Raw genomic sequence first — 14079 nt, forward strand, 5'->3', positions numbered from 1 at the left:
CCCTCCCCCAGCCCCTCCCGCAAGCGGGAGGGGAGCAAGAAAAAATCAGGAGAGAAGATGATGGACACCAATACCCTGTTCCGCCTCGACGGACGCGTCGCGCTCGTCACCGGGGGCTCGCGCGGCATCGGCAAGATGATCGCGGCTGGCTTCATCGCGCAAGGCGCGACCGTCTACATCTCGGCGCGCAAGGCCGATGCCTGTTTCGAGACCGCCAAGGAGCTCGGCGAGAAGTGCATCGCGCTGCCGCAGGACGTGTCGACCGTCGCGGGCTGCAAGGCGCTCGCCGCGCAATTGGCCGAGCACACCGACAAGCTCGACATCCTCGTCAACAATGCCGGCGCCGCCTGGGGCGAGCCGTTCGAGGCGTTCCCGGAAAAAGGCTGGGACAAGGTGATGGACCTCAACGTCAAATCACCCTTCTTCCTGACGCAGGCGCTGTTCGAACCGCTCAAGGCCGCCGCGAGCGCAGGGCAACCCGCCAAGGTCATCAACATCACCTCGATCGACGGCCAGCGGCTCAACCCGTGGGAGACGTACAGCTATCAGGCGTCGAAGGCGGCGCTGATCTATCTCACCAAGCGGATGGCGGCGCGGCTCGTCACCGATCATATCAACGTCACCTCGATCGCGCCGGGCGCGTTTGCCAGCGAGATGAACAAGGCCGCGCGCGACCACGGCTCGGCGATCGCGCAGAGCATTCCGGCCAAGCGCATCGGCGTCGACGAAGACATGGCGGGCGCGGCGATCTACCTCGCGTCGCGCGCCGGGGACTATGTGATCGGTGATACGATCACGGTCGACGGCGGGCTGGTGCATGCCGCATTGGGCACGTCGATCGACGCGTAAGGCGTCGTGACCCCGGCCTTGTGCCGGGGTCCACCGTGCAGCGCGGCCAGCCTTTGACATGGATCGGCACGCTCGCGGCCTGGTGGACCCCGGCACGAGGCCGGGGTGACGATTGACCTACGTCGTCTCCTGCGGATGATGCGGCGTGAGGATCAGCACGCCCTCCTCGACCCGCCACGATTTGAGCCGCGACAGGAAGTTCATCCCCACGACGTTCATGTCGCCGAACGCGGGCGACACCACCACCGGCAGATCACGCGCGACGACGTTGCCGATCCGCAGCACGGGGACCGTCGCGGTCTGCGCGGCGACATTGCCGTTCGCGGTCTGCATCACCACCGGCATGAGCGAATCGTTCGGCTCGATCCCGGCGGCGGCGGCGGTATCGGCCGAGATCGCGGTCACCGTCGCGCCGCTGTCGACCAGCATCCGCCGCTCGATCGCGCCGAGCTTCACCCGCACCCAGAAATGTCCGTCGCTCGCCATCGGCACGCGCATTTCCTTGCCGACAACTTGCTGCCCGCCGATCTGGAAGCGCTGCGCCATCCGCGCGAACATCGGATCGAACTGCGCGCGCTCGGCGAACAGCAGCGCGACCACGACGACCGCGCCGACGGTCATGGCGAACGACAGTACGCGCCCGAACAGCGGCACGCGCCGCGCGAGGAAGAGTATCGCCACGACGCCGGCAATCAGCAGGTACAGCGGCGCGTGCGGGCCAAGACGGGAGAGATCGATCACGATCGCAATATAATATGCGGGCCTGCGTTTATGAAGGCTGACCGCTGCATATGTCCGCCCGCGTCACTCCATCGCAGACAGCAGCCGATCGACCGTCGTCGTCGCAAAGGCGGTGAAATTGTCGGCGACGCCATAGGGCAACAGAATATCACGCCCGAGCGCGAGCGCGCCGCAGCTGTACACCACATTGGGCACATAACCGTCGCGCTCGTCGGGGCTCGGGCGAAGGATCGGCTCGGGCGTGCGCGCGAGCAGCTTCGAGGGATCGGCCTTGTCGAGCAGACACGCCCCGACGCAGTAATTGCGCACCGTGCCTACGCCGTGCGTGAACACCAGCCAGCCTTCGTCGACCTCGATCGGCGAGCCGCAATTGCCCATCTGGACGTATTCCCAGGGGTATCGCGGGCTGACGATCTTGCCGCCGCCTTCCCAGTGCAGGATGTCGTCGGAGCGATGCAGCCAGATGCTCTCGCTGTCCTGTCGCCCGAGCATGACATATTGACCGCCCACGCGCCGCGGGAACAGCGCCATGCCCTTGGCTCCCGCCGCATCGCCGGTCAGCGCGCGCATGATAAAGGTTTCGGATCCATCGCCCGACAGCAATTCGGGCCGCGCGGTCGAGCCGCTGAACGCGGTGTAGGTCCCGTGATAGGTCGTCGTGCCATCGTCTTCGGTGAAGCGCACCAGCCGCAGATCTTCGATCCCCTGATGCTGGCTCGGCAGCACGGGAAACAGCACGGTTTCCGAAATGTCGCGGCTGCGATCGACGCGGAGCGTCACCACGGCGCCCGCGGCGACGCTGTCGCCCTCAATGATCGGCGGTACCGCGACCAGGCTCGGCGGGTCGATCGCGATCCGCCCGCCAGGGACCCAGCTGCCCGACCGGAACGCCACCGACGAGACATGGCCCTCGCCGATCCCGCGCAGCGACACGATGAACCGCACGCCCCCCTCCGGCGCCGTCGACTGGTCGTGCGCGAGGACCGCGCTCGGGTTGAACAAGGCGGCGGCTTCATACGAATATTCTTCGCTGAAATAGGCACCGATCAAGCGCTGCTGCGCGGTGTTCGCGGTCGGCCGCTCGGCCAGCGTCGCGGCGATTTCCTCGTAGCGCCTAACCAGCATCGCATCGACATCGCGGTGCCGCTCGTCGAGCGAATCGATGGTGATGGCCAGCTCGGCGGCGAGCCCCGCAGCGTCGAGCGTCATCACGCGGTCGACGATCGCCTGCGTGCGGCTTTGCCCCTCGACCTGGAATGCCTTGGGATATTCGAGGCTGAACGGCCGCACCACCGTTCGCGACGGATCGGGGCGGAGGATGACATCGGCATGGTCGAGAATCGGGTATGCGTCCGGCATGGCAACTCCCTTGGAGGAAACGGCAGACTATCCCACCAGAACCGCGCCAACGTGCGAGGATCACCGTTGATCCAGGTCAGCGGAGAATCAAAATACTACTCTGTGCAGCGGTACTTAGCCCGGATTCAAATCTTGTGATGCATCCGCGTGCCGTGCCACCATCGCGTCGCTCGTGAAATGCCGGGCGTTGGGGGCAGCCGGATGATCATCTACCGAATCGTTGCAGCGGGTATCGGTCTCGTCGCACTGTCCGCCCCATTGTATGCGCAACTGGTCGAGCCGGCACCGCTCGTCGCCGAGCAGCCCGCTTTGACGGTGCTCAATCAGCTCGGCGCAGCGCCGAACGATGCCGCGCGCCTCATCCTCTTCGATCGCGCGCTGGCGCTTCTCTCACAGCCGACCCCGCTTCGCGGGCACGTGCTGTGCGGCCGCGCCGCGGTGCTCGGTCAATTGCACCGTGACGACGAAGCCCGCCTCGGTTTCGACCAGTGCCGCCAATTGCTGCCCGACGAACCCAATGTGCTGCTGCCGATCGCCTTCGACGAATCGCACCGCCAGCGCCCGGTCGAGGCCGCGCAGCTGATCATCCGCGCCGCTAAGCTCAAGGCGTCCGCGCTGGACCAGATCGATGCCGATTCAATGGCCACGGTGTTGCGCCAATTGGCCTATGCCGGGAAGGGCGATCTCGCCGACACGATGATCGATGCGTTGGTCGGCGCGGGCTATCCGCGCGACAATCCGGGCGTGTTTTCGCACTATACCCAGACCGCCATCCTGTACCGTTTGCGAACCGGCGATGCAGCGACCGCGATGCAACTGCTGCCCTCGGTGCTGAGCCCGCACGCTGGCGTCGCGATGCTCGTCGATCGCCGCTATGCGTCGATCTGGCCCGCGATCGGGCAGTGGGCGGGTAACGATCTGTCGGTCCAGCGCGGCGCGTTGCTGGCGGCGGCGCGCGCGACCTTCGAAACCAGCGAAACCCCGGAAACCCGGCTCGCCTACGCGCAAGCGCTGGTCGACACGGGCCACCGCGGCGAGGCGATCACGCTGATCGAGCAATGGCTGCAGACCGACGCGGCGAACAAAGATAAGTGGGTGCGCAGCATGGCGGTGCTCAAACAGGGCCGCTGGCTGGCGGAAGCGGGGGATCGCGCCGAAGGCATCCGACGGATGCGCGCCGCGGTCGATGCCCCGGCGCAACCCGAATCGGGGATCGAGAACATCGTCCCCAATCTGGTCATGCAATTGCTGCTGGCGCAGGACTTTGGCGGCGCAATCGCGATGCTCGACCGCCATCCGCCGAGCGCAGACACGCTCGAAAGCCCGGTCGCGGCAGGCTATTTCGTCGCCCTGCGCGCGTGCGCGTTGCAGGGGCTCGGCAAGCACGAGCAGGCCGTGGCGCAACTCGCGCGGCTCCGCAGCGTCTATCCCACCGCCAAGACCGCAGGCGACTATGCCGTCGCCTGCGTCGCGCCGATTGACGAGCAAGCCGCCCGTTGGATCGCCACCGTCCGTGATCCGGACACGCGGAACGATGCACTCGTCGCACTCGAAACCGCGCGCTATCGTGCGAAGCAGGGGCTGCCCGCGCTGACACTCACCGAGCAGATGCTGCGCCGGATCGAGTCGCGCGCCGACGTCCGTCGCAGCTTCACCGAATTCGGGCGCCCGCTGCCCGACAGCTACGCGCCCGCGCTCGACGATTTCAACGTGCGCCCCGCCGCCACGCCGCGCGGCCCATCTCCGACGCCAGTCGCCTGACGCCGCGCCTCAGCGCGCGATGCCGCCCGCGGCGAGCACCGCCAACGTCACCAGCTCGCTCGCCGTGCTCGTCATCGGTGCGATCTGCACCGACTTTTCCATGCCGACGAGCATCGGCCCGATCACCGCGTCGCCACCGAGCTCGCGCAGCAGCTTGGCCGAAATGTTGGCCGATTGCAGCCCCGGCAGGATCAGCACGTTGGCCGGCCCCGACAGCCGCGCGAACGGATAATTGGCGAGCTGCCGGGGGTTGAGCGCGACGTCGGGCGCCATTTCGCCTTCATATTCGAAGCTGACCTTGCGCGCGTCGAGCACCTTCACCGCGGCGCGGATGTCGTCGAGCCAATTGCCCTCGGGATTGCCGAAGGTCGAATAGCTGAGGAAGGCGACGCGCGGCTCGTGGCCCATCCGCTTGGCGACCAGCGCGGTGCCCTCGGCGATGTCGGCGAGTTCCTCGGCATTGGGGCGTTCGTTGACCGTGGTGTCGGCCATGAACACCGTGTGGCTCTGCCCGACCATCAGGTGGATGCCGAACGGCGTGCGGCCCGCCTCGGGATCGATCACGCGGCGGACTTCGCGCATCGTGTGCGCATAGGTGCGCGTGATGCCGGTGATCATCGCGTCGGCTTCGCCGAGCTGGAGCATCACCGCGCCGAAGATGTTGCGATCCTGGTTGATCATCCGCTCGCAATCGCGACGCAGATAGCCGCGGCGCTGGAGCCGGCCATAAAGGAAGTCGACCATCCGCGGCACCAGCGGCGACTTGCGGCTGTTGTGGAGCTCATAGCTGTCGGGATCGGTGACGCCCAATGCGCGCAGCCGCTCGGGAACGTCGTCGCGCCCGACGAGCACCGGCGTGCCATAGCCGCCATCCTTGAACGCGATCGCGGCGCGCAGCACGACTTCTTCCTCGCCCTCAGCGAACAGCACGCGCTTCGGGTGCGCCTTGGCGCCTTCGTAGGCGAGCGTCAGCACCGAGGTGGTCGGGTTGAGCCGCGCCTTCAGCTTCTCGCGATACGCGTCGAGGTCGAGGATCGGCTTGGTCGCCACGCCCGAATCCATCGCCGCTTTGGCGACCGCGACGGGGACGATCTCCATCAGCCGCGGATCGAACGGCGCGGGGATGATGTAATCGGGGCCGAAGGTGTGGCGCACGCCGTACGCGACCGCGACTTCCTCGGGCACTTGCTGGCGCGCGAGCGCCGCCAGCGCATGCGCCGCGGCGAGCTTCATCTCGTCGTTGATCGTCGTCGCGCGCACGTCGAGCGCGCCGCGGAAGATGAACGGGAAGCAGAGCACGTTGTTGATCTGGTTCGGATAATCCGATCGCCCGGTCGCGATGATCGCATCGGGGCGCGCCGCCTTGGCTTCCGGCGGGGTGATCTCGGGATCGGGATTGGCCATTGCGAAGATGATCGGCTTGGGCGCCATCTTCATCAGGTCGGCGGCGGGCAGCGCACCCGCGGCGGACACGCCGATGAACACGTCGGCACCGTCGAGCGCCTCGGCGCGGGTGCGCTTTTCGGTGACGACGGCGTGCGCCGACTGCCACTGGTTCACGTCGTCGCGACCCTGATAGATGATGCCGCCCAAATCGACCATCGTTAGATGATCGCTCGGCAAGCCCATCGCCTTGATCAGCTCGGCACAGGCGATCGCCGCCGCGCCCGCGCCGTTCATCACCACCTTGGTGGTCTTGATGTCGCGGCCCGTCAGGAACAGCGCGTTGATCAGGCCCGCCGCACAGATGATCGCGGTGCCGTGCTGGTCGTCATGGAACACCGGGATGTTCATTTTGGCGCGCAGCGTCTGCTCGATGATGAAGCATTCGGGCGACTTGATGTCCTCGAGGTTGATCCCGCCAAAGCTCGGCTCCATCAATTCGATCGCGTCGATCAGCCGATCGGGGTCCTCGGTCTTCAATTCGATGTCGATCGCATCGACATCGGCGAAGCGTTTGAACAGCACGGCCTTGCCTTCCATCACCGGCTTCGACGCGAGCGCGCCGAGATTGCCGAGACCGAGGATCGCAGTGCCGTTCGAGATGACCGCAACGAGGTTGCCCTTGGCGGTGTAATCGTAAGCGAGGCTCGGGTCGGCGGCGATCGCCAGCACCGGCACCGCGACGCCCGGCGAATAGGCCAGAGCGAGGTCGCGCTGAGTCGCCATCGGCTTCGACGCGATGATCTCGAGCTTGCCCGGACGCCCCTCCGAATGGAACAGCAGCGCTTCGCGCTCTGAAAACTGGACATTCTGCGGATTGGTGTCTGTGGACATGCTCGGCCTTTCGGAATCGCCTGTGTCTGTAGGCAATGCCTTCCCCCACGTCACCCCGCAGATGCATGCTTCACGATTTGACACGATCGTTCGGCATGACGCGCCGCCAATTCGTTGCTAGTTGCCGGGCGATGGCGAGCACCCCCCCTACCCCGATGATGGCGCAATATCTGGCGCTCAAGGCCGACGCGCGCGATTGCCTGCTGTTCTACCGGATGGGCGATTTCTTCGAGATGTTCTTCGACGATGCGAAGATCGCCGCCGCGGTACTCGACATCGCGCTCACCGCGCGCGGCGAGCATGACGGGGTGCCGATCCCGATGTGCGGCGTGCCGGTCCATGCCGCCGACGCCTATCTCGCGCGGCTGATCAAGGCCGGGCACCGCGTCGCGATCGCCGAGCAGACCGAGAGCCCGGCTGACGCCAAGAAGCGCAGCGGCAAGACGCTCGTCGCGCGCGCGATCGTCCGCGTGGTGACGGCGGGGACGTTGACCGAGGAGGCGCTGCTCGATGCGCGCACGGCGAACTGGTGCGTCGCCATCGGCGAGGCGGCGGGCGGCGTCGCGGTCGCCGCCGCCGACATCTCGACCGGGCGTTTCGAGCTGATCGAGTGCGATGCGGCGAGCCTTGGTGCCGAACTCGCACGGCTCGCGCCGGCCGAGACGATCGCGTCCGAAGCGACGGCGTTTGGCGAAGCGGCGACGATGCTGCGCCCCCGCGCCGATTTCGACAGCGGACGGGGGGAGACGCGGCTCAAGGCGCTGTACGACGTCGCCACGCTCGACGGCTTCGGCCAGTTCGGGCGCGCGGCGCTCGCTGCGGCAGGCGGTCTCGTCGCCTATCTCGACCATACCGCCAAGGGCGCGATCCCCTTCCTGCGCCCCCCACGCCTCGCCCAGACCGCGCAGCAGATGGCGATCGACGCGGCGACGCGCGAAAGCCTCGAACTCACGCAGACCACCAACGGCGCGCGCGCGGGCAGCCTGCTCGACGCGGTCGACCGCACGGTGACGGCGGCGGGCGCGCGACTGCTGGCGGCCGATATCGGCGCGCCGCTGATGGACCGCGGCCGGATCGAGGCGCGGCTCGATCTGGTGTCGTTGCTCGCCGAGGATGCGGGGTTGCGCGAGGCCTTGCGCGGGACGCTGCGCAGCATGGCCGACATTGGCCGCGCGCTCGGGCGGCTCGCGGCAGGACGCGGGAGCCCACGCGATCTCGGGCAATTGCGCGACGGGCTCGACGGCGCGTGGCGGCTCGGCGAGCGGCTCGGCAAGATCGAGCAGTCGCCCGCACTACTCGGCGAACTCGCGCCCGCGCTGCGCGGTCACGGCGCGCTGATCGACCTGCTGACGCGCGCGCTCGTCGCGAGCCCGCCGATCGACGCCTCGGACGGCGGCTATATCGCGCCGGGCTATGACGCCGCGCTCGATGACCTGCGCGATGCGGGCGCGGGCGGCAGGCGTGCGATCGCCGCGCTCGAGGCAGAATTCCGTAACCGTACCGGCGTCACCGCGCTGAAAATCCGCCATAACGGCGTGCTCGGCTATCATATCGAAGTGCCCGCGCGTTTCGGCGATGCGCTGATGAAGCCCGACAGCGGCTTCACCCACCGCCAGACGATGGCCGGCGCGATCCGCTTCAACGCGCCCGAACTTCACGAGGTCGCGCTGAAGGTGACACAGGCCGGCGCACACGCGCTCGCGGCCGAGGCGGCCCATCTCGAGGATCTGATCGCCGCCGCTCTCGCCAAGCGCGAAGCGGTCGCCGCCACCGCCGATGCGCTCGCGCGGCTCGACGTTTCGGCGGGTCTTGCCGAACGCGCGACCGAAGGCGGCTGGGCGCGCCCTGCCCTTGTCGATCACGCCTGTTTCGACATCGTCGGCGGGCGCCACCCGGTGGTCGAGGACGCGCTCGCCAAACGCGGCGAGCGCTTCGTCGCCAATGACTGCCGCCTGTCCGAAGACTCGCGGCTGTGGCTTGTCACCGGCCCCAACATGGGCGGCAAATCGACCTTCCTGCGCCAGAATGCGGCGATCGCGGTGCTTGCCCAGGCGGGCAGCTACGTCCCCGCCACCGCCGCGACTCTCGGCCTGGTCGACCGGCTGTTCAGCCGCGTCGGCGCGTCGGACAATCTCGCGCGCGGGCGATCGACCTTCATGGTCGAGATGGTCGAGACCGCCGCGATCCTCGCGCAGGCGACGCCGCGCAGCTTCGTCATCCTCGACGAAGTCGGGCGCGGCACATCGACCTATGACGGGCTGGCGATCGCCTGGGCGGTGGTCGAGGCGATCCATGAGGACAATCGCTGCCGCTGCCTGTTCGCGACGCATTACCACGAGCTGACGCGGCTCGCCGAGCGCTGCGACGCGCTGACGCTCCACCACGTCCGCGCGCGCGAGTGGAAGGGCGAACTCGTCCTGCTGCACGAAGTGTCCGAAGGCCCCGCCGATCGCAGCTACGGCCTCGCCGTCGCGCGGCTCGCCGGCCTCCCGCCTGCGACGATCGCGCGCGCGAAAGCGGTGCTGAGCAAGCTCGAGGCCGGGCGCGCCAAAACCGGCGGGCTCGCGGCAGGACTCGACGACTTGCCGCTGTTCGCCGCCGCGCTCGAAGTCGCCGAGGAGCAATGCGACGCGATCCGCGCCGAAGTCGAGACGCTCGACGTCGATGCGCTGACGCCGCGCGAAGCGCTCGAGACGCTCTACCGGCTCAAGGCGCTCGCGCGCGAATGACGCGGCACGGTGCGCCGGCGAGGCCGGGCACTGCGGCGACCTGACATCGTCATGGCAAATGCCGGGCGGGGCTGGCGAACAAATCACCGACAGCACATCCGCGCGCGTTGCCATCGTCATCCACAACGTCGACGGAACCAATACTAACAAATATAGGTTGTGCAGTCAGGTTCGTAACAGGAGGATTGAAATGGCTGAGTATCGCGACACGACCGAAAAGGTTTACGTGGAAAAGAAGAGCAACACCGGCATGGTGATTGGCACGATCATCGTCCTGGCGCTCGTCGTCGTGGGCGTGTTGTTCGCGACCGGCTTCTGGAGCGCGGACGTCAAGGGTGGCGAAATGCCGAAGATCAACGTCAGCGCCAAGGAAGGCGCTCTTCCCGATGTCGACGTGAAGTCGAAGGAAGTCGTTGTCGGCACCAAGAAGACCACGGTCGACGTGCCGACCGTTGGCGTCAAGGACGGCGACAAGTAAGCGCCCCCGCACGCTAACAGCGTATTACGGAGCGCCCCGTCAGCAATGGCGGGGCGTTTTTGCATCGGGTTGCCCGCGTGGACGCGCGCAGCCAAACCCCCTATCTGCACGCCATGGCCTCACGCTTCGAATCCGTCCCCCAGCGCCGTGCGATCATCGATCGGCGCGGTCTCGCCGATGCGCTTGCAGCGCTCGAGGGCGACAAGGCCGCGCTGCGCACGCAGGGCACCGCCTTGCTCAAGGCCGCACTCGACGCCGGCCGCGAAGAGATTGCCCGGCGGCTGATCGAACATCCCTCGCGCGGGCTCGAAATCGCCGCGAGCCAGGCGTTCCTGACCGACCAATTGCTGCGGCTGCTCTACGATTTCACGACCGAGCGGCTCTACCCGAACAGCAACCCGACCGCCGCCGAGCGCATCACGATCATCGCGGTCGGCGGCTATGGGCGAGGCGAGATGGCACCCTATTCGGACGTCGACGTCGGGTTTCTGACCCCGTGGAAGCAGACCGGCTGGACCGAGCAGGTCATCGAGACGATGCTCTACGCGCTGTGGGACCTGGGCATGAAAGTCGGCCATAGCAGCCGCTCGCTCGACGAGATGGTGCGCCAGGCCAAGAGCGACGTGACGATCCGCACCGCCTTGCTCGAGGCCCGCTATGTGTGGGGCGACCAGGAGGTCTATGACGAGGCGGCACGGCGCTTCAAGGCCGAGGTCCAGGCCGACAGCGCGCGCCAGTTCATCGCCGACAAACTTGCCGAGCGCGACGTGCGCCACCGCAAGATGGGCGACACGCGCTATGTCGTCGAGCCCAACGTCAAGGAAGCCAAAGGCGGCCTGCGCGATCTCCACGCGCTCTTCTGGATCGGCAAGTTCGCTTATAACGTCAGCGAACCCGCGCAACTGGTCGAAGCGGGGCTGCTCAGCCGCGCCGAATATCGCCAGTTCCACCGCGCCGAGAATTTCCTGTGGGCGGTGCGCTGCCACCTTCACGACATATCGGGCCGCGCCGAGGACCGCCTGACCTTCGACCTGCAGCGCGAGATTGCCGAACGGATGCGCTTTGCCGACCGACCGGGCAAATCCAAGGTCGAGCGCTTCATGCAATTCTATTTCCTGCAGGCGCGGACCGCAGGCGACCTGACCGGCGTGTTCCTCGCGCATCTCGACGAGAAGTTCGCCGCGCGCGGGCGCCGTTTCGGGTTGCCGACGCTGCGCCGGTCCCCCCGCAAGCTCAACGGCTTCATCGTCAACCGCGGGCGCCTGGCGATCCCGAGCGACGACTTCCTTGCGGAGAAACCGACGCGGCTGCTCGAACTGTTCGCGCTCGCCGACAAACATGGCCTCGAAATTCACCCACTGACGATGCGCGCCGCCGCGCGCGACGCCAAGCTCGCCGACGACATCCGCCAGGACCCGACCGCCAACGCGCTGTTCCTCGACGTGCTGACCTCGCCGCGCGATCCGGAAATCGTACTGCGCTGGATGAACGAAGCCGGCGTGTTCGGCCGCTTCGTTCCCGATTTCGCGCGCGTCGTCGCGCAGATGCAGTTCGACATGTACCATCACTACACTGTCGACGAGCACACGATCCGCGCGATCGGGTTGCTGGCGAAGATCGAACATGGCGACCTCGAGGTCGACCATCCGCTCGCGACGGTCTTGCTCCACCAGATCGTGTCGCGCCGCGCGCTGTATGTCGCGGTGCTGCTCCACGATATCGCCAAGGGCCGCGGCGGCGACCATTCGATCCTCGGTGCCGAGGTGGCGCACAAGCTGTGCCCGCGCTTCGGCCTGTCGCCCGCCGAGACCGAGACCGTCGCCTGGCTGGTGCGCTTCCACCTGCTGATGTCGGCGACCGCGTTCAAGCGCGATTTGTCGGACTTCAAGACGATCCTCGACTTCACCGAGATCGTGCAAAGCCCCGAGCGGCTTCGGCTGCTGCTGCTGCTGACCGTCGTCGATATTCGCGCGGTCGGGCCGGGCGTGTGGAACGGCTGGAAGCGGCAGTTGCTCGCGACGCTCTACGACTCGGCCGAGGAAGTGCTGCGGCTCGGCCACAAACAGAAGGGCCGTAGCGAGCGCGTCGCGGTCAAGCAGGCGGCGTTGCGCGATCTGCTCGGCTGGAGCACCGAGCATTTCGACGCGCTCGTTCGCCGCTTGCCCGAGCCCTATTGGGTGGCCGAACCCGAGGACGTGATCGCCCGCAATGCGCGCTTGGTGGAGGAAGCCGGAGACGCGCAGCTGTCGATCGCGGCGCAAGTCTATCCCGAGCGCGGCGCGACGCTCGTGACGATCTACGCGGCCGATCATCCCGGGCTGTTCTACCGCATTGCCGGCGCAATCAGCGTGGCGGGCGGCAACATCATCGACGCGCGGATTCACACCACGCGCGACGGCATGGCACTCGACAATTTCCTCGTCCAGGATCCGTTCGGCCGTCCGTTCGACGAAGCAGGCCAGCTCGCGCGATTGAAACAGGCGATCGAGGACGCGCTCGCCAATCGCGGCAAGATGATTGATCGGCTGATGGCGAAGCCGCTTCCCCGTCCGCGCGCAGAAGCCTTCGCGATCGCACCCAACGTGCTGATCGACAACAAGGCGTCGAACCGCTTCACCGTCATCGAGGTCAACGCGCGTGACCGGCCGGCGCTGCTCCACCAGCTCGCCTACACGCTCTTCCAGTCGCGCGTGACGATTCATTCGGCGCATGTCGCAACCTATGGCGAGCGCGCGGTCGACACTTTCTATCTGACCGATCTGACCGGCGACAAGATCGCTGCGGCGGCGCGGCTCAAGACGATCGAGCGGCGCTTGCTCGCCGCCGCTGCCGGGGAGCGGATGGCCGACGCGGCATGAGTCGCGATGCGCGGACGGCTTGTCGCCGCGGCGGGCGGCGTGGCATGGGCAAAGCGTGACGTTCCAACCGCAGATCCTGGTCGACGCCGATGCCTGCCCGGTGAAGGACGAGATCTACCGCGTCGCGTACCGCGTCGACGTGCCGGTGATCGTGGTGAGCAACATGCACCTGCGCATCCCGGTCCATCCGCTGATCTCGCGCGTCGTCGTCGATTCGGGGTTCGATGCCGCCGACGACTGGATCGCCGAGCATGCGCATGCCGCGACGATCGTCGTGACCGCCGATATCCTGCTCGCCGATCGCTGTCTCAAGGCCGGGGCGGTTGTGATCGGGCCGACCGGCAAGGCCTTCACGAGCAGCTCGATCGGCAGTGCGATCGCGGTGCGCGCGATCATGGCGGATCTGCGCGCCGGCGGCGAACAGACCGGCGGCCCGGCGCCGTTCCGCAAGGAGGATCGCTCGCGCTTCCTCTCGGCGCTCGATCTGGCGATCACCCGAGTGCTGCGCGCGCGCTGACCCCGCTGCGCTGCGCCATTGGCGATCGCCCCGATCTGCCGTAAACCCCTGGGGGATAATCGATTCCCGCGACGCATCTTGCCCACGCATGCACGAAAGGAACGATCGATGCCGGTACTCGGAATTGGCGGCCTGTTTTTCCGCAGCAAGGATCCGGACGCACTGTCCGAATGGTATCGCCACCACCTCGGGGTCGGCGCGGGGTGTGTCTCGGTCGAGGGTGCGACCCCCGACGAATGGGCGTGGCAAGCGCAAGGCGGCCCCCTGGTGTTCGCGCCGTTTGCCGACGACACCGATTATTTCACGCGCGACAAGCCGTACATGCTGAATTTCCGCGTCCGCGATCTTGAAGGGCTGACGATCGCGCTCGGCCTGGCGGGGATCGAAGTCGTCACCAACGAGGATTGGAACGATCCGGCAGTCGGGCGCTTCGTGCGCATTCACGACCCCGAGGGCAATCCGATCGAGCTGTGGGAGCCGACCGTGCCGCCCGAGCACCCGGCCCACTGA

General features: G+C 67.1%; 10 protein-coding genes. 7 read left to right on the top strand and 3 right to left on the bottom strand.

The window, feature by feature from the left end; all coding sequences use genetic code 11:
- Positions 1 to 60: 60 nt before the first annotated feature.
- Entirely contained in the window at positions 61 to 849 is a 789-nt protein-coding gene (locus QN347_RS01040) for an SDR family NAD(P)-dependent oxidoreductase (protein ID WP_322160696.1), read from the top strand.
- Between the two features lie 117 nt (positions 850 to 966).
- Here the strand turns inward: QN347_RS01040 and QN347_RS01045 are convergent, their stop codons facing one another.
- Both QN347_RS01045 and QN347_RS01050 read right to left on the bottom strand, forming a co-directional pair.
- Positions 967 to 1590 carry a retropepsin-like aspartic protease family protein gene (locus QN347_RS01045; protein WP_322160698.1) on the bottom strand — a complete coding sequence of 208 codons (624 nt, stop codon included), beginning with the start codon at positions 1588 to 1590 and terminating at the stop codon, positions 967 to 969.
- Between the two features lie 63 nt (positions 1591 to 1653).
- On the bottom strand, positions 1654 to 2949 hold the full coding sequence (locus QN347_RS01050) for a glycoside hydrolase family 130 protein (protein ID WP_322160700.1): 1296 nt from the start codon (positions 2947 to 2949) through the stop codon (positions 1654 to 1656).
- 177 nt (positions 2950 to 3126) lie between these two features.
- On the opposite strand from QN347_RS01050, the gene QN347_RS01055 reads away from it, so the two are divergent.
- Entirely contained in the window at positions 3127 to 4710 is a 1584-nt protein-coding gene (locus QN347_RS01055) for a hypothetical protein (RefSeq protein WP_323493948.1), read from the top strand.
- Positions 4711 to 4719: 9 nt separating this feature from the next.
- Here QN347_RS01055 and QN347_RS01060 read toward each other — a convergent pair whose 3' ends face one another.
- Complete coding sequence (locus QN347_RS01060; RefSeq protein WP_133190331.1) at positions 4720 to 6987, bottom strand: NADP-dependent malic enzyme; 2268 nt, start codon at positions 6985 to 6987, stop codon at positions 4720 to 4722.
- A 155-nt stretch (positions 6988 to 7142) separates the two neighbouring features.
- On the opposite strand from QN347_RS01060, the gene mutS reads away from it, so the two are divergent.
- From mutS to QN347_RS01085, 5 genes are all read left to right on the top strand, one after another.
- The gene (gene mutS, locus QN347_RS01065; protein WP_322164114.1) at positions 7143 to 9716 is read left to right on the top strand and encodes a DNA mismatch repair protein MutS; all 2574 of its coding nucleotides are present in this window, start codon (positions 7143 to 7145) and stop codon (positions 9714 to 9716) included.
- A gap of 190 nt (positions 9717 to 9906) precedes the next feature.
- Entirely contained in the window at positions 9907 to 10194 is a 288-nt protein-coding gene (locus tag QN347_RS01070) for a hypothetical protein (RefSeq protein ID WP_189677124.1), read from the top strand.
- A gap of 113 nt (positions 10195 to 10307) precedes the next feature.
- Positions 10308 to 13052: a [protein-PII] uridylyltransferase gene (locus tag QN347_RS01075; protein ID WP_189677202.1), complete on the top strand. Its 2745-nt coding sequence runs from the start codon at positions 10308 to 10310 to the stop codon at positions 13050 to 13052.
- Positions 13053 to 13107: 55 nt separating this feature from the next.
- Complete coding sequence (locus QN347_RS01080) at positions 13108 to 13569, top strand: YaiI/YqxD family protein (RefSeq protein WP_322160704.1); 462 nt, start codon at positions 13108 to 13110, stop codon at positions 13567 to 13569.
- A gap of 108 nt (positions 13570 to 13677) precedes the next feature.
- Positions 13678 to 14079 (top strand): VOC family protein, encoded by a 402-nt coding sequence (locus tag QN347_RS01085; RefSeq protein WP_322160706.1) that lies wholly within the window; start codon positions 13678 to 13680, stop codon positions 14077 to 14079.

The sequence above is a fragment of the Sphingomonas sp. 10B4 genome, assembly GCF_035019905.1.
GTDB lineage: Bacteria > Pseudomonadota > Alphaproteobacteria > Sphingomonadales > Sphingomonadaceae > Sphingomonas > Sphingomonas glacialis.

What these genes read in the sequence shown, in the direction of transcription:
- QN347_RS01085 (WP_322160706.1), top strand. Translation starts at nt 13,678, where the DNA reads ATGCCGGTACTCGGAATTGGCGGCCTGTTTTTCCGCAGCAAGGATCCG.
- QN347_RS01055 (WP_323493948.1), top strand. Translation starts at nt 3,127, where the DNA reads ATGCCGGGCGTTGGGGGCAGCCGGATGATCATCTACCGAATCGTTGCA.
- QN347_RS01060 (WP_133190331.1), bottom strand. Translation starts at nt 6,987, where the DNA reads ATGTCCACAGACACCAATCCGCAGAATGTCCAGTTTTCAGAGCGCGAA.
- mutS (WP_322164114.1), top strand. Translation starts at nt 7,143, where the DNA reads ATGATGGCGCAATATCTGGCGCTCAAGGCCGACGCGCGCGATTGCCTG.
- QN347_RS01070 (WP_189677124.1), top strand. Translation starts at nt 9,907, where the DNA reads ATGGCTGAGTATCGCGACACGACCGAAAAGGTTTACGTGGAAAAGAAG.
- QN347_RS01050 (WP_322160700.1), bottom strand. Translation starts at nt 2,949, where the DNA reads ATGCCGGACGCATACCCGATTCTCGACCATGCCGATGTCATCCTCCGC.
- QN347_RS01040 (WP_322160696.1), top strand. Translation starts at nt 61, where the DNA reads ATGGACACCAATACCCTGTTCCGCCTCGACGGACGCGTCGCGCTCGTC.
- QN347_RS01075 (WP_189677202.1), top strand. Translation starts at nt 10,308, where the DNA reads ATGGCCTCACGCTTCGAATCCGTCCCCCAGCGCCGTGCGATCATCGAT.